This is a genomic window from Brevundimonas guildfordensis, from assembly GCF_014836405.1.
GTDB classification, from domain to species: domain Bacteria; phylum Pseudomonadota; class Alphaproteobacteria; order Caulobacterales; family Caulobacteraceae; genus Brevundimonas; species Brevundimonas guildfordensis.
Genome location: NZ_JACSQU010000001.1, coordinates 78,444 through 101,271 on the forward strand (window position 1 = coordinate 78,444; position 22,828 = coordinate 101,271).

Sequence of the window (22,828 nt, forward strand, 5' to 3'; positions counted from 1 at the left end):
CCCGGCGCTCGACAAGCCTTATGTCAGCGCCTCGCGGCGAAGTTCGGGCGCCTCGCGGGCGGACTCAGTCCGTTGCGATGACGAACTTTCTCAATAGGCCGGGGGAAGGCTGCGGTCGAGACTGGCCTTGATCCCTCGCCACCAGCGATTGATGCGGCCGCGCGGCGGGGCGGGCAGGGGGTGGTCGCGCGCGGCGATCAGGGCCTCGACCAGATCCTCGGCCTCGCACGGCCAGCCGTCCGGCGTGACATATACCGGATAACCGATCAGGGCGGCGTGGATCACGCTTGGCAGGGAGGCGCGGCGGGTGCGGCGCTCGAACGTCAGTCGGTCGTCGGTCAGGCCCCAGCCCGCATAGAAGGGGCGGCCATAGACGCTGACGGGCTTGCCCCGCATCAGCGCCTCGAACCCGGTCAGCGAGGTCAGCGTCGCCAGCCGGTCGCAGGCGTTCAGGCAGTCGATGATGTCCAGATCGTCGGCCGAGGCGTCGACCTCTTCCATCGCCGCATGATCCAGCAGGCCGGGTCGGTTGCCCGCTGTCACGTCCGGGTGGTTGCGATAGATCAGGAAGGCGTCCGGGTGATCCGCCCGCGCCGCCTTCACCAGACCGGAGTTGGTGCGGATGTCGGGGCCGCAGCCCATCAGGATCGAGCGGTCGTTCTCGACCTGACCCACGACCAGCAGGATCGGCCTGTCCTTGGGCCAGGACGCCGGAACGCCCGCGCCCTTCAGATTGTATTTCGACAGGCCCGCCTCGACCACGCGGGCGCGAAGCCGCTCGGCGCGCGCTGCCTGATCCGGCGAGGGCTCGCCCGCCTCGATCAGGCTCTCCAAACGGCTGGGCCGGGTCGGATCGTAATAGACGCCCTGATCGTCCAGAGCGACCGACAGGGCGCCGAAGAAGTCGGACCCCAGCCCGCGCGAGCGGATGAAGCCGTCCTCCATGCGCACGACAGGCCCTTCGAAACCGTCGGCGGCGGCGCGGATTTGCGGTGTCTCCTTGCCCGCCCACCAGATCAGCTTGCCGCCCGTGGCGCGCGCATGGGCGACGGCGGCGGACGAGCGCCAGAAGTAGCGGACGCGGCCCTTGGGCGAGTTGAGCAGGCGGCGCACCGGAGGCTGCTTGGCCGGGGCGAAGCCGACGGCGGCGAAGGCGCCCGCCAGCCGGTCGGCCCGGTCGCGCAGGGCGATCAGCCGCTCCAGCGCCTGTTCGGCTTCGCAGCGTTGACCCGTTACCGGATCGACATAACGGGTGTAGGCGATCAGGGCCGCCGCCGCGACTTGCTCCAGCTCGCGCGCCACGCCGCGCCGTGCCGTCTGAACCGCGTCGGTGGTCAGGCCCCAGCCCGAATAGAAGGGCGCGCCGAAGCAGCGCACCGGCAGGCCCCTCAACAGCGCCTCGAACCCCAGCGCCGAAGTGACGACATAGACCGCATTAACCGCCGCCAGCAGGTCGGCGGGCCGCACGTCGGTGTCGATCAGGGTGACGCCCTGAAGTTGGTCCGCCGGGATGCAGCCCTGTTTGCGCCCTGCGGCCACGGCCGGGTGGCGTTTGACGATCAACTGGGCGTCCGGCTCGTCGCGCCGCGCCGTCGCCAGCATTTCGGAGAAGCTGGCCTCGGACGCCAGCCCATAGCCGATGGAGGCGTCGCCGAAGGTCTGGTCCACGATCAGCACCCGGCGGCCGGGTTTCAGCAGGCTGGGGTCCAGCGGCCCGCCCATATTGGTCTTGGACACGCCCGAGGCGACGATGCGGTCGATCAGGTCGCGCGCCCGGGCCTTCATGGGGGCGTCGCACCAGTCGGGCGCGGTCTGGATCAGATGCTCCAGCCGGCTGGGCCGGGTCGCGTCGTAATAGACGCCCAGATCATCGACTATCAGGCTGAGGCTGGTCGCCCCGTTCTCGCCGAGGCCGACCGAGCGCAGGAAGCCGTCCTCCAGCGCGACATAGGGTGTGCCGTGCTTTGCCGCCCAGCGTCGGCCTGTCGCCGCCGTCGGTTTCAGGCCCCAGCCGAGGACGGCCTCGGTCTGCGGCCCCGGCAGGGCGGACAGGTCGTAGTCGGGCAGGAAGACGGAGAGGAACGGGACCTTCAGCACCCCCGGCGCGCACACCCAGGCGCGGGTTTTGGGCAGGGGCGGAAGCGGTGCGGTCATGGGGGTTGTCTACGGTTTGTAGAGTCAGGGCGCCACCCCATGCTTCCTTCTCCCCTTGTGGGAGAAGGTGGCAGGCAAAGCCTGACGGATGAGGGGTGTCTCTAAGCTCGGATGAAGGCGACGAGTTGAAGGTCCCGCAACCCCTCATCCGGCCCTGACGGGCCACCTTCTCCCACAAGGGGAGAAGGGACTACAGCGCCGCCAGCAAATCTTGCGCCTGTTCCAGATGCAGCCGCTCCACCATCTCGCCCTCGAGGCGGAGGACGCCCAGCCCTTCCGCTTCCGGCGCGGCGAAGGCGGCGACGACCTTGCGCGCCCACTCGATTTCTTCAGCCGATGGCCCGAACGCCGCGTTGGCTCCCTCGACCTGCGACGGGTGGATCAGGCTCTTGCCGTCGAAGCCGTAGAGCCGCCCTTGCGCGCACTCGGCCACGAACCCGGCCTCGTCCCGGATACGGTTGAACACCCCGTCGATGACGCTCAGGCCGTTGGCGCGGGCGTGGGCCACGACCGCCGCCAGCCAGGGCTTCAGCGGCTCGCGATCAGGCGAGGCGCCGGTCTTCAGATCCTTTGCCAGGTCGTTGACGCCCAGCATCAGGCCTTTCAGCGCCCCGCCCGCCTCGGCGATGGCGCGCAGGTCGACCAGGGCGCGCGGCGTCTCGATCATGGCCCACAGGGCGACGCCGGGGCGCATTCCCTCCGACAGGGCGCGGACGCTGGCCGCGCTCTCGACCTTGGGCGCGACGATCAGGTCGACGGGCGCGCCCTGCAGGGCTGTCAGGTCGTCGGCGCCCCACGGCGTGTCCAGCCCGTTGATCCGCACGCCCAGGCGCGGGCCGAAGCCGCCTTCATGCGCCGCCGCGACCGCCGCCGCGCGGGCCTCGGCCTTCATCTCGGGCGCGACCGCGTCCTCAAGATCCAGCACCGCCACGTCGCAGGGCAGGCCGCGCGCCTTCGCCACCGCCCGTTCATTGGAGGCGGGCAGGTAGAGGACGCTGCGCGCCCGCATCAGACCTTGCCCGTGACGGGGATCAGGGCGCCCGTCACCGCCCGCGCCTCGGGCGAGGCCAGGAACAGGATGACGGCGGCCAGATCGGCCGGGGCGACCCATTTCGACGGATCGGCGTCCGGCATGTCGGCGCGGTTGGCCGGGGTGTCGATGATGGAGGGCAGGACGGCGTTGACCGTCACCGAGGTCGACTTCAACTCCTCGGCCAGGGCCTCGGTCAGGCGATGGACCCCGGCCTTGGAGGCGGCATAGGCGCCCATGCCGTGCCCGGCCTTGATCGCGCCATTGGCGCCGATGTTGACGATGCGGCCCTCGGCCGAGGCCTTGAGGTGGGGCAGGGCGGCGCGGCTGGCGTTCAGCGTCGTCTTGACGTTGAGAGCGTGCATCCGGTCGAATTCGTCGCCGCCGCCCTCGACCGGGCTCCAGACGAAGCCGCCGGCGATGTTCAGCAGAGCGTCCAGACGGCCGTAATGGGCGGCGACGGCGTCGATCGCCGTCTTGGCCTGCGCCGGGTCGGTCAGGTCCACGCCGTTGATCTCGAACACGTCAGGGCTCGCTTCGCGCGGCGGGGTGCGGCCGATGACGGCGACCGATAGGCCGCGCGCCTGCGCCGCTTCGGTGACCGCCCGGCCAAGGGCGCCGTATCCGCCGGTGATCGCGACGACTCGCTGGCTCATGCTTCTGTCTCCGTGTCGAAGTGTGCGGACAATAGCGGCGCGCGTCGCCGTATCAATCGGGGATCAGGCGTCCCACAGCCGCGCAGCGCCGCGCACGCCCGAGGAATCGCCCCACCTCGCCGGTACGATCCGGCCTTGCCAGCGGTCAGCGAAGACGTAGCGCGTCACGACCTCAGGCAGGCGGTCGTAAAGCTCGCTCACGTTCGACATGCCGCCGCCCAGCACGAAGACTTCCGGATCGGCCAGATTGACCGCCATGGCCAAGGCTCGCCCCAGCCGGTCGATGTAACGGTCCAGAGCGACAACTGCCTGCGCATCGCCGGCGCGGGCGGCCTCGATAATGGCCTGCGGCTTCCACGCCCGGCCGCTAGTCGCCTGATGGTCGCGCTGGAACCCGGTTCCGGAGATCCATGTCTCAAGACAGCCGCTCAGTCCGCACCAGCAGGCGGGGCCGGGCGCCTCTTCGGTCGAGGGCCAGGGCAAAGAGATGTGGCCGATCTCGGCGGCGACGCCGTGCGCGCCCTCCACCAGCTTGCCGTCGATGACCAGGCCGCCGCCACAGCCGGTGCCCAGGATCACGCCGAGCAGGCTGGACGCGCCCGCGCCCGCGCCGTCGGCGGCTTCGGACAGGGCCAGGCAGTTGGCGTCATTGGCCAACCGTACCGGGCGACCCAGCGCGGCCTCCAGATCCTCGTCGAAGCGACGGCCGTTCAGATAGGTCGAGTTGGCGTTTCGGATCAGGCCGGTGCGCGGCGAGAGCGAGCCTGGAACGGCCAGGCCTATCGACCGTGCAGGGCCGGCCTCGGCTTCGACGCGCGCGACCAGGTCGACGACCAGCCGGATGGCGGCGTCATAGCTTCCGGGGTTCGGCTCACGGATGCGCGCGGCGAAGGCGCCTGTATCGTCCAGGGCGGCCGCCTCGATTTTGGTCCCGCCGAAGTCGAGGCCGATCCGCATCAGGCGGCGAAGACCCGGGCCATCAGACGTTCCAGCGCCGCAGCGTCCACCGCGTCGAAGGCGGATTTTTCCGTGGCGTCCACGTCCAGCACAGCGATCAGGGCGCCAGACGCGTCAACAACCGGAACCACGATCTCGCTAGCCGATCGGCTGTCGCAGGCGATGTGGCCGGGGAAGGCGTGGACGTCCTCGACCACCTGGGTCTGGCGGGTCCGCGCCGCGGCACCGCAGACGCCGCGCGCGAACGGAATGCGCAGGCAGCCCAGCGTGCCCTGATAGGGCCCGACCACCAATTCATCCGTCTTGACCTCGTCCACGACGTAGAAGCCCGTCCAGAAGAAGACCGGGAAGGCGTCGGCCAGCATGGAGGCGACCGTCGCCATGCGCGCTGTCAGGTTCAGCTCGCCGTCCAAAACGGCCAGAATCTCGGCCTCGACCTCGGCATAGCGTTCGGCCTTGTCGGCGGGACGGTCGTCGCGGGCGACGTAGGACATGAAGCGGGCTCGACGAAATCAGGACAGGTTGAAGGCGCCGCGAACGGGCCGCAGCGTGTCGGCAACATAGTCCTTTGCCGTCGGATCGAAAGTGGGCGTGCTGGCAAAGCGCTCTTAGTCTTCGGGAGGGCCGTCCGGCTCGCCGTCCTGGTCCTTGTCCGCTGCGCGCCTGGGCCCGGATATGGCGCGATCCAGGCCGGTCAGAACCACCGCCAGGACGAGAACGCCGAAGAAGAAAAGGCCTAGGTTCATGCGGAAACAACGGCTCTCGTCGAGCCCAAGTTCCTTCTGATCTAAGGCAGGACGTCGGACTGCGACACCTGGCCTTGCGCGTTCGCCGATCCGCTATCCCGCGGGACAAGCGAGAGTGAGCTGCAGATCATCTTGAATCGATGCGCGCGATTTCAGTAGCCACGCGATCAGGTCCGATCTCGCCGACGTGGGCGCGCACCAATCGTCCATCTTTTCCGAGGAAGAAGGTGACGGGCAGGCCAGCCGCGCCGTAGTGGCGCGACAGGCTCATCTGGGGATCGATCAGGACGTATTCCAGAGCCAAGCCTTCGCGGGCGAGGTAGTCGCGGACGAGGGCTTCGTCCTCGCCCTGATTGATGAACAGGAAGCGCACGTCGGGATGATCCTGCGCGGCGGCGGCGAGGGCCGGCATCTCGCGGCGGCATGGGGGCGCACCAACTCGCCCAGAGATTGATCACCGTGGGGCGATCCGCAGGCGCAGCCAGGTCAAGGGGCGCGCCGTCCAGCCGTAGCAGGGTGATTTCGGCCGCAGGCACGGGTTCCGTCTTCGGTCCCAACTGGTAGGCGCTGATCCCGGCTAGGGCGCTGAGAGCCAGCGGCACCGCCGACCAAGCGCGCTCCTTGCTCGTTCTCAGAAGCGCGAAAGTGGCGAGGGCGACGACCGGGGCGAACCACAACCAGGCAAACCCGCCCTGCCAGATGGCGAGAGCACGCAGGGGGTCTTCCTCAAAGTAGGTCCAGTGAGCGGCGACGTAGGCCAGGCGCGCCACTAGCAGACCGCCGACCACAATACTGGTGCTCCAAGGGTTGAAGCGCGGACTGAGCCTGGCGGCGAGGAGGCCGGACCCGATCACAAAGACGAAGACGGCAACAAGAATGGCAAGCCGCTCTCCCGAGATGAGGAGAGGGCCAAGTTCGAACGCGTTCATCCATTCAGCCTACCACAGCCTTCGGCAGGCAGATTGACGCGGCCCCGAGGCGCGGCGGTGGCAGCCGGGCGCGCACCTCGAAGCCGGCGTCTGGATCTAGGTGATCTTCTTGGCGACCGTGAAGCCGAGCACGAGGAAAATGGCGAAGATGATGAGCGCCACAATCGCCAGGAACTTCGCGATCCCCGCAGCAGCGCCCGCGATCCCGCCAAAGCCTAGCAGGCCGGCGACAATGGCGATTACGGCGAAGATGATGGCCCATTTGATCATGACTTGCTCCTTCGTGATCAATCGCAACGGCAGGCAAGGGCGACGGTTCCGTACACTCATCTGAGCCGAAACGGGCGAAGGCGCATGGAATCTTCGGTCAAGGGATCAACTTGAGATACATTATTCGATCAAGAGTCTGGCTTCTTGCAGTCCGGACCGTTCGGTGTTCTGAACGCGGCAGTTCAAGCGGTCGGAGGGGGAAGCCGATGTTACGCAAGGTTCTGCTGGCGAGCGTCGCCGGTCTGGTCATGCTTGGGGCGTCGGCTCAGGCGATAGCGCAGTCTGCGCCCCCGCCGACGGCGGCCGCCGCAGCCGCCTGGCAGGACGGCCTGTTCGACGTGCGGCTGGATCGCGAGAAGGGCCGGGTTCTGGCGCGTCTGTCGCCGCCGGACGCCGAGGGCGTGATCGGCCGCTACCTGTATCAGCCGGGCCTGTCGGCCGGGCTGGGCATGGACAACGCGGGGCTGGACCGGTCGGGTCTGGGCCAGACGCAGATCGTGGCCTTCCACAAGGTCGGCGGCCGAGTGTTCGCGCGGTTCGAGAACCATCGCTTCCGCGCCTTTGACGCCAGCGACGACGAACAGAGGGCGGTCGCCGCCTCCTTCGCCCCCTCCACCGTCTGGGCGACGGACGTGATCGAGACGGGGGCCGACGGCTCGGTCGTCGTCGATCTGTCGGGCTTCCTGACGCGTGACGCGGTCAACATCGCCGGGCGGCTGAAGCGGGCGAGCCTGGGGTCGTTCAAGGCGGCGCCCGACCTGGGCCATCTGGCCCTGGATCAGAGCCTGGTCTTCCCCGACAACGTCGAGCTGCAGACGGTCCAGACCTTCACAAGCGACGAGCCGGGCGGCGAGCTGTCGCGCATCGCGCCCGACGCGCGCGCCGTCACCCTGACGGTCCAGCACTCCTTCATCCGCCTGCCGGACGACGGCTTCCAGACCGTGGCGCACGATCCGCGCGGCGGCAGCATCAGCCAGGCCATGGCGGTGGATTTCGCCGCGTCGCTGGACCAGCCGGTCATGAAGCGAATGGCGCGCCGCTTCCGTCTGGAGAAGACCGATGCGTCGGCCGCTCGTTCGCCGGTGAAGAAGCCCATCGTCTTCTATGTCGATCGCGCCGCGCCCGTCGCCATTCGCGAGGCCCTGATCGAGGGCGGCAATTGGTGGGCGCAGGCCTTCGAGGAGGCCGGCTATCTGAACGCCTTCCGGGTCGAGCTGCTGCCCGAAGGGGCGCACCCGATGGACGCCCGCTACAACATCATCGCCTGGGTCCACCGCGAGACGCGCGGCTGGTCCACCGGCAGCACCGTCAGCGATCCGCGCACCGGCGAGATCGTGCGCGGCGTGGTGCAGCTGGGTTCGTTGCGCGACCGTCAGGACAAGATGATCATCGAGGGCCTGGTCGGCGCCGCCCGCGCCGGAACCGGCGGCGAGGACGACCCGGACCGTCTCGCCTATCACCGCCTGCGCCATCTGTCGGCGCACGAGATCGGCCACTCCATCGGCCTGGCGCACAACTTCGCCGCCTCGACCTATGAGGACCGGGCCTCGGTCATGGATTATCCGGCGCCCTGGGTGATCGCCGATGGCGACCGGCTGGACTTCAGCCAGGCCTATACGACCGGCGTCGGGGCCTGGGACCGCTACGCCATCGACTGGCTGTATGGCGACGCGCCGGGTCAGAATCCGGAGGCGCGCCGCCTGGCTCTGGCCGCCGAGGCGCAGGCCAAGGGCTATCGCTACGTCGGCGATGGCGACACCCGTCCCCTGGGCAGCCTGCAGCCCTATGGCGGCATGTGGGACAACGGGACCGACCCGGTCGCCGAGTTCGCCAACACAATGGCGGTGCGCCGCATCGCCCTGTCGCGCTTTGGTCTGGGCAACCTGCCGGTCGGAGCCCCGGCGGCGGACCTGCGCCGGGTCATCGTGCCGATCTACCTCTATCACCGCTATCAGACGACGGCGGTCGGGCGTCAGATCGGCGGCGTCGACTACAGCTACGCCGTCAGCGGCGCGGGGCAGGAGCGGGCCGAGGTCGTGCCCGCCGATCAGCAGCGCGCGGCGCTGGAAGCCTTGATGCAGGCGCTGTCTCCGGCCGAGTTGGACCTCAGGGACGACCTGATCGACCTGCTGTCCTCGGTCCAGTCGGGCAATCCGGATCGCCAGACCCAGATCGAACTGTTCGAGGGCAAGACCGACGCCGTGTTCGACCCGTCATCGGCGGCGGCTGCGGCGACCGAAGTGGTGTTCGAGACCCTGCTGGCGCCCGAGCGGCTGAACCGCCTGATCGAACAGCAGCGCCGCGATCCGGGCCAGCTGGGCCTGGTCGAGACGCTGGATCGGGTGGCGTCGGCCGTCGGGCCGGGCGCCGTCCTCAACCCGCGTCAGGCCGAGCTGCGCCGCGTCGCCCGCGCCCGCTACGCCGCCCATCTGTCGGCTCTGATGCAGAGCAAGGATCTGTCTTCGACGGCGCAAGGGGCGGTGCGGGACAGCGCGCGCCGCTTCGGCGAACAGTTGAAACGCTGCCGTGGCGATCGGCTCGAGACGGCGCAGTGCGCCTATCTGGCCGAAGCCCTGACAGGACCGGTCGAGGGGCTGAAGGCGCTCAGCGCGACCCTTCCGGTCGCTCAGCCGGTTCCGCCGGGCGCGCCGATCGGCGGCGGCGAGTGGCATTGACGCAGGCCTAGGCTTCGGCCGACGCCCGTGCTGGTAAGAATAGGAACAGTATCATGAGAACTCTGCTGCTGACGGCCTGCGCCGTTTCGTCGCTTCTAGTCGCGTGGGTCCCGGCGGCGGCGTGCGCCGCCGAGGTCTCCCCGACCGCCGCGCAGATGCAAGAAGCTGGGGCGCGGCTGAAGGCGCTCTATGAGGCGGAAACCGAGGCCGGGATGGCTCGCACCGGCCGCGTCAAAGGCGCCGACGGCGAATACGGCCCGGCGGACCGTCTGGCCGACGTCAGCCCGGCCGCCCAGCAGCAACGTCTGACCTATGCGCGCGAGCTGTTGCAGCAGCTGGACGGCATTTCGCTGGATGAGCTTTCGGACGAGGACCGCATCAACGCCGCCGTCTTCCGCACCAATCTGGAGCATGCCCTGATCGACGGTCAGGCCCGCCAGTGGGAAATGCCGTTCAACAGCGACAGCTCCTTCTGGACCTATCTGGATCAGGCCCGCAGCCTGCGCACCGCCGAGGACTACAGCGCCTTTATCTCGCGGATGCGCGACATCCCGCGCTATTTCGACCAGCAGAAGGCCAATATGCGCGACGGCCTGGCGCGCGGGTTCAGCGTGCCGCGCGTGACGCTGGAAGGCCGTGAGGCCTCGATCACCAACTTCATCACCGACACGGCCGAGGCCAACGCCTTCTACGCGGCCTTCCGCCAGATGCCTTCGACCGTTTCGGCGTCCGACCAGGCGCGCCTGCGCGCCGAGGCCGCGACGGTCATCAATGAGGCCGTGATCCCGGCCTATCGGTCGCTGCTGGACTTCTACCTGAAGGAATACCAGCCGCGCGCCCGCACCACGCTGGCGGCGCGCGACATGCCCGACGGCGTCGCCTTTTATGAATCCCAGGTCCACAAATATACGACGCTGGATCTGAGCGGCGAGGAGATCCACCAGATCGGCCTGTCCGAGGTCGCCCGCATCCAGGCCGAGATGCGCCAGACGATGGCCGATGCGGGCTTCACTGGCTCCTTCGACGAGTTCCTGCATTTCCTGCGCACTGATCCGCAGTTCTACGCCAAGACGCCCGACGAACTGATGATGGTGTCGGCCTGGGTCGCGGTGCGGGCCGATGGCGAGATCGGCAAGCTGATCGGCAAGTTGCCGCGCCGTCGCTACACCATCATTCAGGTGCCTGAGGCGCTGGCCCCCTTCTACACGGCGGGGCGCGGCGGGCTGGAAGCCTGCCAGATGAACACCCACAACCTGCCCAGCCGGCCGCTGTACAACATCCCGGCGCTGACCCTGCATGAATGCGCGCCGGGCCACAGCTTCCAGATGGCGCTGGCCGAGGAGCAGGACGCGGGGCCGACCTTCCGTCGCCATACCTACTTCTCAGGCTATGGCGAGGGCTGGGGCCTCTATACGGAATGGCTGGGCGTCGAGATGGGCATCTATCGCACGCCCTATGAGAACTTCGGCCGCCTCAGCTATGAGATGTGGCGCGCGGCGCGTCTGGTGATCGACACCGGCGTGCACCTGAAGGGCTGGTCGCGCGAACAGGCCATCGACTATCTGGCGGGTCATACAGCCCTGTCGCGCCACGAGGTCGAGACCGAGGTGGACCGCTACATCAGCTGGCCCGGTCAGGCCCTGTCCTACAAGCTGGGCGAACTGACCATCCGCCGTCTGCGCGGCGAGGCCGAGGCCGCCCTGGGCGAGCGTTTCGATCCGCGCCCGTTCCACGACGAAATCCTGGCTTTGGGCTCGGTGCCGCTGAACACGCTGGAGGAGCATATGCGCGCCTTCATCGCGCGCGGCGGCAAACCCGCTGAGACGGCCAAGGCGGTCGCCGCTCAATAAATACGGGCGACAGACGAGAGAAGGCGAGGGCGCGTCAGGGCTTGGACGCGCCCTTGTTTTTTGGGTCGATCAGGACGGCCTGTTGCCATCGGCTCGGCGCCTTGTCGGTGCGATGGATGCAGCCCGCCCAGCAGCAGGGGCGGCGCTTGCCCTCCCGCAGTTCCTCTACGGTTCGCCCGATGCGTCGCTGGCGCGTCGCCGGTTGTTTGGCGTCATCAACCCAGCAGATGAATTCATTGCGACCCAGCGGCGTCAGGTTTCGCCACAGGTCGAAAACCTCGGCGTCCGCCTTCAGGGCGTCCTGAAGGTCGACGGCCGCCTGATGCACGGTTCCCTGCGGAAAACCGTCTGGCATGGGGGGCCTCCTGTAGCTCGCGACCGATCTGTCGGCCTCTCGGGAATATAAGGGGGAAGCCGATCGCGACCGCAAGATCGGGGCGCGTGCCGGACCAGGCTCAAGCCTTCGCCGTGGTGAGGGGCAGCGCCAGCTCCACCGCCAGTCCCGGCTGATTGTCGTCCAGTCGAAGCTCGCCGCCATGGGCCCGCGCGACGGCCGCCACCATGGCCAGACCCAGACCTGCCCCGGACGTATGGTCGCTCGCCCCCTGATCCAGGCGATAGAAGCGGCGCAGCACCTTGTCGCGCTCGGCTTCCGGCACGCCGGGGCCGTGGTCGGCGATGCGGATGATCGCCCGGCCGCCCTCGCTTGACGTCGAGACCTCGATCTGGCCGCCGCCGTGGAAGACGGCGTTCTCGATCAGATTGGCCAGCGCCTGTTGCAGCAGGGCGGGGTCGGCCTCGATCGTTCCTGTTGGGGCCAAGGCGACGGTCAGGCGCCCGCCCGCCTCTTCGACGAAGGGGCTGTAGATGTCGGCCACGGCGCCCGCCAGGGCCGCGAGATCCAACTGTTCGGTGTTCAGGGCGGCGTCGCCGCTTTCGATCCGCGCCAGCGTCAACAGGGCCTCGAACAGGGCGCTGACCTGGTCCGTTTCTTCAAGCGCGCGTTCGACGGCGGCTTCGCGCGCCTTTGCATCGTCCAGATTGGCGGCCAGGTCCTCCAGCCGGTGGCGAACCCGGCTCAGCGGCGCGCGCAGTTCGTGGGCTACGCCCTCGGACAGGGTCTTTAGCGTCGTCAGCGCCGCCTCCTGCCGGTCCAGCATCCGGTTGAGGTTGGTCGACAGCTCATTGAACTCCCGCCCCAGGCCTACAGCGGGCAGGCGGGCCGAATCCTGACCGGCGATGATGCGGCCGACCGCCTGATTGACGCCCTCCAGCCGTCGCAGGAACAGCCGTCCGGCGAACCAGCCCCCTGCCAGCGCCAGCAGGATCAGCACGATCCCGCTCATCAGGGCATAGCGGCGGATGCCGCCGCGCAGTTCGTCCAGATGCTGGATGTCGCGCCCGACCGCCAGCAGGCCGCCGTCGGACGCCCGTGCGCTAAGCGTCAGCATGTTGGGCGTCTGGTCGGGCCAGCGGGCGGGGCGCGCCTTGTTCGGCAGGTTGCGGCGGAAGCCCGTCTCATTGACCGCCAGCCGCGTCAGGCCGTTGGAGAAGGTGCTGCCGTCCGGCGCCTCGACCAGCAGCAGATAGCGCCGGGCGTCGCGGTTGCGGGCCTCGGCGTTCAACTCCAGCACCAACTGGGCCGTGCCGTGTCGGTTGGCGTCGGCGCGCATGACGGCCATCTGGTGGTTCAGCCCATCGCGGACCTCGGCCTCGGCGAAGCGCATCAGGCCGTAGTCCACGCCCGCGATCATCACCGCCGCGCCCAGGCCGAACAGGACCGAGAAGGCGGCGGCGTAGCGCAGGCTGGCCGTGGACCAGACCGAGGGGCGCTTCGGCTCAGTCCGGGGCCTTGAGGACATAGCCCACCCCCCGGATGGTGTGGATCAACTCCTGATCGAAGCCGCGATCCACCTTGGCGCGCAGACGGCTGATGTGGGCGTCGATCAGATTGGCGCGCGGGTCGAAGTGGAAGCCCCACAGGCTTTCCAGCAGCATGGTGCGCGTCACCGCGTGCCCGGCGTTGCGGGCCAGTCGCTCCAGCAGCTTGAACTCATGCGGGGTCAGGTCCAGCGGTTTGCCCGCGCGGGTCGCCCGGTGGGCGGCCACGTCGACCTCAAGATCGGCCACCCGATGTCGCGTCGATGTCTCGGCCAGCGGCGGGCGCCGCACCAGAGCCTGAAGCCGCGCGCTCAGTTCGCTGAAGGCGAAGGGTTTGACCAGATAGTCGTCCGCGCCCGCGTTCAACCCCGCCACCCGATCGTCCACCGAACCCAGCGCCGTCAGCATCAGCACCGGCGTCTTCAGCCCGCCGGCGCGCATGGCTTGGACGGCTTCCAGGCCTGGGAGGCCAGGCATCATACGATCGACGACAAGGGCGTCGTACTGTCCCTCCATCGCCATGTGCAGGCCGGTCTCGCCATCGCCGGCCTCATCGACGGTGTGCCCCTGCTGGCGCAACCCTTCGGCCACGAAGGCGCGGGTTCGGGCATCATCGTCAATGACTAGCATTCGCATGAGCGCCCTTCTAAACCTCTGCGGCGAAACGACCAGACCGGCTTGGAATTAATCTCGCCGCAAGACAACGCGAAGGTTGCTCCGCTATAGGCCGATTGTTGCGAATGATATGCAACAGCTTGAGTGCGGCAGGGATCAGCATGGAGTCGAGAGTAGCGGAGTTTTGGGGCGCGCCCGATCTGTCGGTTCAGATCGGCGGCGGCGCATCCGAACGGCAAGAGGTCGCCGCTCCTAAGGACGACATGGACTGGGCCTTTGGACTGAGCACGCCGGAGCTTCGCCTTTTCACCACGGGCCTGAAGCAACGCCTGACGCCGGGGCCGGCGGCGACCCTGGGCGCGCGCGTGCGCCGCTTCTTCGCCGATTTGCCCATTGCCCCGGAAACCGATGAGCCGTCGCCGCGCCTGCTGGTCGGCGCCTTGCCATTCGACCGCAACGCTGACGATTGCCTATTCCTGCCCGAGCGAGCGGCCAACCGCATCTGGGATATGCGCACGACCGCGCCGCGCCCCTCGATCCGCGCCCTGACGCCCGAGCCCTCGCGCGCAGCCTATGAGGCGGCGGTGACGCAGGCGCTGGCCGCCATGCGCGCCTCGCAAGGCGGCGCCGAACCGGTCGACAAGGTGGTGCTGTCGCGCAGCCTGAAGGTTCAGGGCGATGGCGCGATCGACCCCTTCGCCCTGTGGCGCGACCTGAAAGCTGACCCGACCGCCGCGCGCTTCCTCACGCCGTTGGGAGCGGGGCAGGGCGGAGCCATGCGCCGTCTGGTCGGCGCCACGCCGGAACTGCTGGTCTCCAAGCGCGGCCCGGCCGTCTTTTCTCATCCCCTGGCCGGATCGGCCCGCCGCAGCGTCGACGTGGTGCAGGACGAGGCGGCGGCGCAGAGCCTTTTGGCTTCGGACAAGGACCGTCGCGAACATGCGCTGGTGGTCGAGGCCATCATGGATCTGCTCGCGCCCTATTGCAGCGACCTGCGCGCGCCGCCGGGACCGGCGCTCGTCTCGACGCGGACCATGTGGCACCTGGGCACGCGCATCGAGGGGCGTCTGCATCGCCCCGATGAAACCTCGGCCGCCGAACTGGCCGCTCTGCTGCATCCGACGCCCGCCGTCTGCGGCTCGCCGCGCGACCGGGCGGCCGAGATGATCCGCGCGCTTGAAGGCTATGACCGGGGCTTCTATGCCGGGGCCGTGGGCTGGACCAACGCCTTCGGCGACGGCGCATGGTACGTCTCGCTGCGCTGCGCCGAGACGTGCGGCGATCAGGCGCGTCTCTATGCCGGGGCGGGTGTTGTCGAAGGCTCCGACCCCGCCGCCGAGGCGGACGAGACGTCAGGTAAATTCCAGGCCGTTCTTCGCGCCCTGGGCGTTGATGAGGCGAGCGTATGATTCCCCTGCAGCAGGTCTGGCCGGACGATCTGGCGGCCCTTTATCGGGCCAAGGGCTATTGGCGTGGAGAGACCTTCTCCCAGCTGCTGCGCAATCGCGTCGAGGCGCAGGCCGACGCCGTCGCCGTCGTCGGCATGGACCAGCGCTGGACCTATGGCGAACTGCTGGCAAAGGCCGAGACGGCCGCCGCTGGTTTCCTGGCGCTGGGGCTGAAGCCGGGCGACCGGGTCGTGGTGCAGTTGCCGAACCTGCCCGAGTTCCTCAGCGTGATCTTTGGTCTGTTCCGGGCCAAGCTGATCCCCGTCTATGCGCTGCCGGCCCACCGCTCGACCGAGATTGTCCACTTCCTGCGTCGGGCCGAGGCCTCGGCCTATGTCGTGGCCGACCGGCATGAGGGCTTCGACTATCGCGCCCTGGCCCGCGCCGTTCAGGCCGAGGTCCCCGAACTGCGCCATGTGGTCGTGGTGGGCGAGGCGGAGGAATTCGCCTCGTTCGACGCCTTTCGCGCCGATCCCGCCTCCTTGCCGACCGAGGACGCCGATCCGTCCGACGTGGCCTTCCTGCAGATTTCGGGCGGGTCGACCGGCCTGTCCAAGCTGATCCCGCGCACGCACGACGATTATCTGTACAGCGTGCGCGAAAGCGCGGTGATCTCGAAGCTGAGCTCGTCCAGCGTCTATCTGACGGCCCTGCCGGCGGCGCATAACTTCCCGATGAGCTCGCCGGGTTATCTGGGCGCGCTCTATGTCGGGGCGACGGTGGTCATGTCGCCGTCGCCGTCGCCGGACGCCTGCTTCCCCCTGATCGAGCGCGAAGGCGTGACGATCACGGGTCTGGTCCCGCCGCTGGCCCTGCTGTGGATGCAGGCGGCGCCGCGAAAGACCCACGACATCTCCAGCCTAGAAGTGCTGCTGGTGGGCGGCGCCAAATTCCTGCCAGAGGCGGCGCGCCGAGTACGCCCGGAGTTGGGGTGCACCCTGCAACAGGTGTTCGGCATGGCCGAGGGGCTGGTCAACTACACCCGGCTGGACGATCCCGAGACTCTGATCGTCGAGACGCAAGGACGCCCAATCAGCCCTGACGACGAAATCCTGATCGTTGACGATGCGGGCGCGCCGGTGGCCGAGGGCGAGCCGGGCAACCTGCTGACGCGCGGCCCCTATACGATCCGCGCCTATCACAACGAACCGGCGGCCAATGCGCGGTCCTTTACCGACGACGGCTTCTACCGCACCGGCGACGTGGTCCAGCGCACGCCCGAGGGCTATCTGGTCGTCATGGGCCGGGCCACCGACCACATCAACCGCGCCGGCGAGAAGATTTCGGCCGAGGAGGTCGAGGATCATCTGCTGGCCCACCCGGCCGTATTCGACGCCGCCGTGGTGTCGGTGCCCGACGACTATCTGGGCGAACGCATCTGTGCCTTTGTCATCCCCAACGGAACTGCGCCGCGCGGCGTCGAGCTGAAGGCCTGGATGCGCAAGCGCGACATCGCCGACTTCAAGGTGCCGGACCAGATCGTCTTCGTGGAAGACTTCGCCGTGACCGCCGTCGGCAAGGTCAGCCGCCGCGAGCTGCGCGCGGCGCTTCGTCAGCGCATTCTGGAAGAAGAGGGCAAGGCGTGAGCGAGCGACCGGACAACACGGGCAAGGGCCTGCCGACCGTCCCCGCCTACGCCCTGCCGACCGAGGCGGAAGTTCCGGCTTCGCGGGCACAGTGGACGCTGGAACCGGGCCGCGCGGCCCTGCTCGTCCACGACATGCAACGCTATTTCATGCGTCCCTATGCGCCGGACGCCGAGCCGTTGCCGGGCCTGATCGCCAATATCGCCCGCCTGATCGAGGCGGCGCGGGCGGCGGGCGTTCCCGTCTTCTACACCGCCCAGGAAGGCGAGCAGGACCGCCGGGACCGGGGCTTGCAGGCCGACATCTGGGGGCCGGGCATGAGCCGCACGCCCGAGCATCAGGACATCCTGCCTGAACTGGCCCCGACGCCTGGCGATTTCGTGCTCGTCAAGCATCGCTGGAGCGCCTTCCAGCGCAGCAATCTGGGGACGCTGATGCGCGCGCGCGGGCGCGATCAGTTGATCATCTGCGGCGTCTACGCCCACATCGGTTGCCAGGTTACGGCGTCCGAGGCCTTCCAGCGCGATATCGAACCCTTCTTCGTCGCCGATGCGCTTGGCGATTTTTCCCGGCAGAAGCATATGGACGCCGTGGCCTGGGCCGCCGATGTCTGCGCCGTCGCCCTCTCAACCGCGCGCGTTCTGGAACGACTGAAATGACCAAGCTGACCCCGCAGGATCTGACGCTGGAGCGGATGCGCGCCGATGTCGCCGCCCTGCTGCATGAAACGCCGGACTCCATCCTGGACGACGACAATCTGATGGACCTGGGCATAGACTCCCTGCGCGCCCTCAATCTGTCGCTTGCCTGGAGCGAGGCGATCCCGCTGGAGTTCAGCGAACTGGCCGAGCACACCACGCTCGCGGGCTGGTGGAGCGTGGTCCAGGCGCGCCTGCGCGCCGCCGGTCACGACGCTTGACCTGACATCATGGACGACGGACGCATCGCGGCGGCGCTGGAATACCCGCTGACGGAGGCTCAATCCGGCCTGTGGTTCGCCCAGAGGCTGGACCCTGCCAATCCGATCTTCAACACGGCCCACTATCTCGACATCCGGGGCGATCTGGATGTCGAGGCCTTCCGCGCCGCTGTCGATCAGACCGCCGCCGAGGCCGAAGCCCTGTCGCTGCGTTTTGTCGAGCGGGGCGGCGAGGTCTTCCAGACCATCGACCCGACCCATCGGCCGTTGCTCCAGATCGTCGACGTGTCCGACGCGGCTGATCCGGTCGCCGACGCCATGGCCGCCATGCGCCGCGACCACGAGACGCCGCTGAATCCGGCGCGCGATCCGCTGGCCGCCAACATCCTATTCCGCATGGGGCCGCAGCGTTTCCTGTGGAGCCTGCGCGTCCACCACCTGGCCACCGACGGCTTCGGCATGGCCCTGCTGACCAACCGCACAGCTGAGCTTTACAACGCCGCGCGCGGCGGCGCGGCGCCCGGCCCGGCGTACAACCCTATCGCCAAGGTGTGGGAGGAAGACGCCGCCTATCGCGTCTCGGACAAGCGCACGGCCGACGCCGCCTACTGGCGCGAGGTCATGGGCGACGCGCCTGAAGTGGCCTCGCTGGCGCCCGGCAAGGCGACCACCGCCCACCGCTTCCACCGCATCGAGCGCGCCCTGCCGCCCGAGGTCACGGCCCGCCTGCGCGCCCGCGCCGACGCTGGGCGCCTGTCATGGCCCGATGTGCTGACCGCCATCGGCGCCGCCTATGTTCGCCGCTTCTCAGGCGCGCAAGAGGCCGTGATCGGCGTGCCGTGGATGGGCCGCATGGGCAGCGCCTCGGCGCGCACGCCCGCCATGATCATGAACGTCCCGCCGCTGCGTCTGACGCTGGACGAGGACGCGCCGCTGGACGAGCAGCTGATCGTCGCCTCCAAGGCCCTGATCAAGACCCGCCGCCACGGCCGTTACCGCAGCGAGCAGCTGCGGCGCGACCTGGGCCTGATCGGCGGGGCGCGGCGCCTGTATGGGCCGCTGGTGAATGTCCTGCCGTTCGACCTGCCGCCGCGTTTTGCAGGGCTGGACACGACGCTGAAGGTGCTGGGCACCGGCCCGGTAGACGACATCAGTTTCACCTTCCGCGGCGACGCCGCCCCGGCTCTGACGCTGGAAGTCGACGCCAACCCCGACCTCTACACGCTGGACGAAGCCGCCGCACACGCAGAGCGTCTGGCCGCCTTCCTGACCAACGCGCTGGATGCCGAGACGCTGGGCGAAGTCCCCATCGCCACGCCGCAAGAGGCCGCTCGCGAACTCGAAGCTTTCAACGCTACCGCCCACCCGCTCCCCGACACGACGCTGACCGCCCTGCTGGAGGCGGCGATGAAGGCGACGCCGGACGCCTCGGCGCTGACCTTCGGCGAGAAGACCCTGACCTACGTCGAACTGGACCGCCGCACGGCGGCGTTGGCCTCGGCGCTGGCGGCGCGCGGCGTGGGACGCGAGAGCCTCGTCGCTGTCGCTCTGCCGCGTTCGCTGGAACTGGTGATCGCGCTCGTCGCCACCCTGCGTGCAGGCGGGGCCTATCTGCCGCTCGATCTGGAGCATCCGGCCGAGCGCATCGCCGCCATCGTCCGCGCCGCCGGGCCGACCGTCGTGCTGGCCCATGAAGACATCGGCGGCGCGTTTGGCGAGGCCCTGCTGACCCCCGCCGACTGGCCGCTGGATGGGCCTGCGCCTGCCGTCGCCCAAGGAGGCGAGGACGCCGCCTATGTCATCTACACCTCGGGGTCGACCGGCGATCCCAAGGGGGTGCTGATCGAGCATCGGGCCATCGTCAATCGCCTGCTGTGGATGCAGGCCGAATACGGCATCGGCGCCCACACCCGCATTTTGCAGAAGACGCCCGCTACCTTCGACGTGTCGGTGTGGGAGTTCTTCCTGGCTTTGATTTCGGGCGGCGAACTGGTCGTGGCCCCGCCCGGCGCACACCGCGATCCGGCGGCCATAGCGGGGCTGATCCGTCGTCATGCGATCACCGACCTGCATTTCGTTCCCTCCATGCTGTCCGCCTTTCTGGCCGATCCGGCGGCCAGGGGGGTCGCGGTCGCCCACGTCTTCTGCAGCGGCGAGGAGTTGCCCGCCGAACTGCGCGACCGTTTCCATCAGACGGTGAGCGCCGAACTGCACAACCTCTACGGCCCGACCGAGGCGGCGGTGGACGTCAGCTATTGGTCCGCCGGGCCGGACGATACGTCGCGCCCCATGCCCATCGGCTGGCCGGTGTGGAACACGCGGCTGGTCATTCTGGACGAGCGGCTGCGCCCCGTGGCGCCTGGCATGGGCGGGCACCTGCATCTGGGGGGCGTTCAACTGGCGCGCGGCTATGTGAACCGGCCGGACCTGACCGAGGCCGCTTTCATCCCCGACCCGCACCATCCGGGCCAGCGACTTTATCGCACCGGCGACGTGGCGCGCAGGAGGGCCGATGGGGCGGTGGTTTATCTGGGCCGGAGCGACCATCAGGTGAAGATCCGCGGCCTGCGCATCGAACTGGGCGAGATCGAAGCCGCCGTCATCGCCAGCGGTCTGGCGCGCGAGACGGTGGTGCTGGCCCGCGAAGACCGTCCCGGCGAGCGCCGTCTGGTCGCCTATCTGGTTCCGGCCGAGGGGTATGACCCCGCCACCCTGAAGGCGAAGCTGGCCGCGCGCCTGCCCGACTACATGGTCCCCGCCGCCATCGTGGCGCTGGACGCCCTGCCGACGACCTCCAACGGCAAGCTGGACCGCAAGGCGCTGCCCGCCCCGGTGTTCGAGGCGGCGGCAGGCCGGGCGGCCGAGACGCCGACCGAGAAGATCATCGCCGAACTGTTCGCCGAGACGCTGGGCCGGGCCGAACCGGCGGGCGCCGACGACGACTTCTTCACCCTGGGCGGCGACTCCCTGCTGGCGGTCCACCTGATGATGCTGATCCGCGAGCGGCTGGGGCGCGATCCGGGGCTGGGCGCCCTGTTCGACCGGCCGCGCGTGGCGGAACTGGCCGCCCTGATCGACGCCGAGGCCCTGGACTTCGACAACGGGCTGGGCGTGCTGATCCGCCTGGCCGAGGGCGATCCGGCCCTGCCGCCGCTGTTCCTGATCCATCCGGCGGGGGGGCTGTCGTGGGGCTATCGGACGTTGGCGCGCGCCCTGTCGCCGCGCCGCACGGTGTGGGGCGTGCAGTCGCCCGCGCTGGACCCGACCAACGCCCTGCCGGACGGGATCGACGCGCTGGCGTCGGTCTATGTCGATCACATTCTGGCCTTGGGCGTTTCCGGCCCGGTCCATATCGCAGGCTGGTCCGTCGGCGGCATCATCGCCCAGGCGGCGGCGGTCGAACTGGAGCGGCGCGGCGTCAAGGTCGGCCTGATGGCCATGCTGGATTCCTATCCGGCCGAGTGCTGGCGCGCCGAGCCGGAGCCCGACCCGGTGGACGCCCTGCGCGCCCTTCTGGCCATCGCCGGCTACGACCCGACCCAGTATCCCGAGCTGCGCAGCCGCGCGGCCATCCTCGCCTTCCTGAAGGCGGGCGACAGCGCGCTGGGCGGCCTGCCCGAGGCGGCCCTGGACGGGGTGATCCGCGTGGTGATGGACACCAATCGGCTGGTCCGCGAACACCACCACAAGCCCTTCAGCGGCCGCACCACCCACGTCCGCGCGGCTTTGGATCACACGGAGCGCGACCTGACGCCCGGCCTGTGGCGCCCCTACGCCGCCGACCTGGACGTGGTCGAGGTTCCTTTCCTGCACCCGCAACTGACCGGCCCGGCGGCGACGGCCCTGATCGCCCCGGCGCTGGACGCCCGCATGACCGCTTTTGAGGAGATCGCACGATGAGAGACAGCGGACTGTCTGGCCGTCTGGCCCTGGTCACGGGCGCGGGCGGCGGCATCGGCGCCGCCGTGGTGCGCCTGCTGGTCGAGGAGGGCGCGCGCGTCGTCGCCACTGATCTGCCGTCCACCGCCCTGTCGGGTCTGGCCTTCCTGAACGGCGTGCGGGTCGAGCCGCTGGACGTCACCGACGGAGCGGCGGTCGAGGCCCTGTTCGAGCGCATCGAGGCCGAGGACGGCCCGATCGACTTCGTCGCCAGCGTGGCGGGCGTCCTGTCCAATGTGACGGTGGATCAGACTTCTGACGCCGAATGGCGCCGCGTCTTTGCGGTCAATGCGGATGGGGTCTTCCATCTGGGGCGCGAGGTTTCGCGTCGGATGGGGGCAAGAGGCAAGGGGGCCTTCGTCACCGTCAGCTCCAACGCGGCGGGCGTGCCGCGACACGGCTTGGCCGCCTATGCCGCGTCCAAGGCGGCTGCGACCATGTTCACCCGCTCTCTCGGACTGGAGCTGGGCCCCAAGGGCGTCCGTTGCAACGTCGTCGCCCCCGGCTCGACCCTGACGTCGATGCAGACCGGCATGTGGGCCGATGAAGACGGCGCGGCACGAGTCATCGCCGGCTCGCCGGAGATATTCAAGGCCGGCATTCCGCTGCAGAAACTGGCGACCCCGGAGGACATCGCCGAGGCGGTGGTCTTCCTGCTGTCCGACCGCGCCGCCCACATCACCATGACCGACCTGTACGTCGACGGCGGGGCCACCCTGCGCGCCTGAGCGGCCGCCGGACCTGCCGAAAACGCAGGTCCAGCGACGGCGGGGCGTTACGCCAGCCTTGTGTTGACCGGGACCCCGTTCTTGATCGCCAGGGTGACCGGCGTGCGCTCGGCTACGTCAGCCAGGCGTGCGCGCTGGGCCTCATCCAGCGGGCCGACAGGCGTCAGGACGCGCTCGATCCGGGGCGGGTTCTCGCCGCCCAGATATTCGAGCTGGACGTCCAGAGCTTCCAGCGGCCAGTCCTTCCGCTCGGCGTACATCTTCAGCGTGATGGCGGTGCAGGCCCCCAGCGCCGAGATCAGCAGGTCGAAGGGCGCAGGCCCATCATCGCCGCCGTTCAGCCGTTGCGGCTCGTCAGCGGTCAGGTGGTGTTGAAGGTCGCCGCCCGTCCGGATCGTGGTCCGATAGCGGGCGGCGCCGATGTTGGCGTGAGCGATGGCCATGA

The 22,828-nt window shown here is 69.0% G+C and carries 20 protein-coding genes and 1 pseudogene; 8 read left to right on the plus strand and 13 right to left on the minus strand.

Going from position 1 to position 22,828, the window contains the following annotated elements:
- Positions 1-90: 90 nt before the first annotated feature.
- The 9 genes and pseudogenes from H9656_RS00305 to H9656_RS00340 form a co-directional block, all read right to left on the minus strand.
- Complete coding sequence (locus tag H9656_RS00305) at positions 91-2,154, minus strand: capsular polysaccharide biosynthesis protein (RefSeq protein WP_225212161.1); 2,064 nt, start codon at positions 2,152-2,154, stop codon at positions 91-93.
- 190 nt (positions 2,155-2,344) lie between these two features.
- Positions 2,345-3,163: an HpcH/HpaI aldolase/citrate lyase family protein gene (locus H9656_RS00310; protein ID WP_191742331.1), complete on the minus strand. Its 819-nt coding sequence runs from the start codon at positions 3,161-3,163 to the stop codon at positions 2,345-2,347.
- On the minus strand, positions 3,163-3,840 hold the full coding sequence (locus tag H9656_RS00315) for an SDR family NAD(P)-dependent oxidoreductase (RefSeq protein WP_191742332.1): 678 nt from the start codon (positions 3,838-3,840) through the stop codon (positions 3,163-3,165). Before H9656_RS00315 ends, H9656_RS00310 begins: the two co-directional genes overlap by 1 nt.
- Positions 3,841-3,903: 63 nt before the next feature.
- Positions 3,904-4,800: an ROK family protein gene (locus tag H9656_RS00320; protein ID WP_225212281.1), complete on the minus strand. Its 897-nt coding sequence runs from the start codon at positions 4,798-4,800 to the stop codon at positions 3,904-3,906.
- Positions 4,797-5,291 (minus strand): GAF domain-containing protein, encoded by a 495-nt coding sequence (locus H9656_RS00325; protein WP_191742334.1) that lies wholly within the window; start codon positions 5,289-5,291, stop codon positions 4,797-4,799. Before H9656_RS00325 ends, H9656_RS00320 begins: the two co-directional genes overlap by 4 nt.
- A 114-nt stretch (positions 5,292-5,405) precedes the next feature.
- Entirely contained in the window at positions 5,406-5,543 is a 138-nt protein-coding gene (locus H9656_RS00330; RefSeq protein ID WP_191742335.1) for a hypothetical protein, read from the minus strand.
- Between the two features lie 127 nt (positions 5,544-5,670).
- A complete protein-coding gene (locus H9656_RS13990; RefSeq protein WP_225212162.1) occupies positions 5,671-5,955 on the minus strand; it encodes a TlpA family protein disulfide reductase in 285 nt (94 codons plus the stop codon).
- A 250-nt stretch (positions 5,956-6,205) separates the two neighbouring features.
- Positions 6,206-6,472 (minus strand): annotated as a pseudogene (locus H9656_RS14290) (prolipoprotein diacylglyceryl transferase family protein); the annotation flags it as partial.
- Between the two features lie 96 nt (positions 6,473-6,568).
- A complete protein-coding gene (locus tag H9656_RS00340) occupies positions 6,569-6,742 on the minus strand; it encodes a DUF1328 family protein (RefSeq protein WP_191742336.1) in 174 nt (57 codons plus the stop codon).
- Between the two features lie 206 nt (positions 6,743-6,948).
- On the opposite strand from H9656_RS00340, the gene H9656_RS00345 reads away from it, so the two are divergent.
- Both H9656_RS00345 and H9656_RS00350 read left to right on the plus strand, forming a co-directional pair.
- Positions 6,949-9,417: a zinc-dependent metalloprotease gene (locus H9656_RS00345; RefSeq protein WP_191742337.1), complete on the plus strand. Its 2,469-nt coding sequence runs from the start codon at positions 6,949-6,951 to the stop codon at positions 9,415-9,417.
- Between the two features lie 53 nt (positions 9,418-9,470).
- The gene (locus H9656_RS00350; protein WP_191742338.1) at positions 9,471-11,267 is read left to right on the plus strand and encodes a DUF885 domain-containing protein; all 1,797 of its coding nucleotides are present in this window, start codon (positions 9,471-9,473) and stop codon (positions 11,265-11,267) included.
- Between the two features lie 34 nt (positions 11,268-11,301).
- Here H9656_RS00350 and H9656_RS00355 read toward each other — a convergent pair whose 3' ends face one another.
- The 3 genes from H9656_RS00355 to H9656_RS00365 form a co-directional block, all read right to left on the minus strand.
- Positions 11,302-11,622: a YdeI/OmpD-associated family protein gene (locus H9656_RS00355; protein ID WP_191742339.1), complete on the minus strand. Its 321-nt coding sequence runs from the start codon at positions 11,620-11,622 to the stop codon at positions 11,302-11,304.
- Between the two features lie 100 nt (positions 11,623-11,722).
- Complete coding sequence (locus tag H9656_RS00360; protein WP_191742340.1) at positions 11,723-13,129, minus strand: HAMP domain-containing sensor histidine kinase; 1,407 nt, start codon at positions 13,127-13,129, stop codon at positions 11,723-11,725.
- Positions 13,107-13,784, minus strand: a complete 678-nt coding sequence (locus H9656_RS00365) for a response regulator transcription factor (protein WP_191742341.1) — start codon at positions 13,782-13,784, stop codon at positions 13,107-13,109. Before H9656_RS00365 ends, H9656_RS00360 begins: the two co-directional genes overlap by 23 nt.
- A gap of 140 nt (positions 13,785-13,924) precedes the next feature.
- On the opposite strand from H9656_RS00365, the gene H9656_RS00370 reads away from it, so the two are divergent.
- Genes H9656_RS00370 through H9656_RS00395 form a run of 6 tightly spaced genes read left to right on the plus strand, consistent with a single transcriptional unit; the run spans position 13,925 to position 22,383 of the window.
- Positions 13,925-15,172, plus strand: a complete 1,248-nt coding sequence (locus H9656_RS00370) for an isochorismate synthase (RefSeq protein ID WP_225212163.1) — start codon at positions 13,925-13,927, stop codon at positions 15,170-15,172.
- Positions 15,169-16,797 carry a (2,3-dihydroxybenzoyl)adenylate synthase gene (locus H9656_RS00375; RefSeq protein WP_191742343.1) on the plus strand — a complete coding sequence of 543 codons (1,629 nt, stop codon included), beginning with the start codon at positions 15,169-15,171 and terminating at the stop codon, positions 16,795-16,797. Before H9656_RS00370 ends, H9656_RS00375 begins: the two co-directional genes overlap by 4 nt.
- Positions 16,794-17,456 carry an isochorismatase family protein gene (locus H9656_RS00380; protein WP_191742344.1) on the plus strand — a complete coding sequence of 221 codons (663 nt, stop codon included), beginning with the start codon at positions 16,794-16,796 and terminating at the stop codon, positions 17,454-17,456. The genes H9656_RS00375 and H9656_RS00380 overlap by 4 nt, the downstream gene beginning before the upstream one ends.
- Positions 17,453-17,716, plus strand: a complete 264-nt coding sequence (locus H9656_RS00385) for a phosphopantetheine-binding protein (protein WP_191742345.1) — start codon at positions 17,453-17,455, stop codon at positions 17,714-17,716. The genes H9656_RS00380 and H9656_RS00385 overlap by 4 nt, the downstream gene beginning before the upstream one ends.
- Positions 17,717-17,725: 9 nt before the next feature.
- Positions 17,726-21,616, plus strand: coding sequence for a non-ribosomal peptide synthetase (locus tag H9656_RS00390; RefSeq protein ID WP_191742346.1), 3,891 nt, complete (start codon positions 17,726-17,728; stop codon positions 21,614-21,616).
- Positions 21,613-22,383, plus strand: coding sequence for a 2,3-dihydro-2,3-dihydroxybenzoate dehydrogenase (locus H9656_RS00395; protein WP_191742347.1), 771 nt, complete (start codon positions 21,613-21,615; stop codon positions 22,381-22,383). Before H9656_RS00390 ends, H9656_RS00395 begins: the two co-directional genes overlap by 4 nt.
- 47 nt (positions 22,384-22,430) lie before the next feature.
- On the opposite strand, the gene H9656_RS00400 is transcribed toward H9656_RS00395, so the two are convergent.
- Positions 22,431-22,826, minus strand: a complete 396-nt coding sequence (locus H9656_RS00400) for an OsmC family protein (RefSeq protein ID WP_191742348.1) — start codon at positions 22,824-22,826, stop codon at positions 22,431-22,433.
- Between the last annotated feature and the right edge of the window lie 2 nt (positions 22,827-22,828).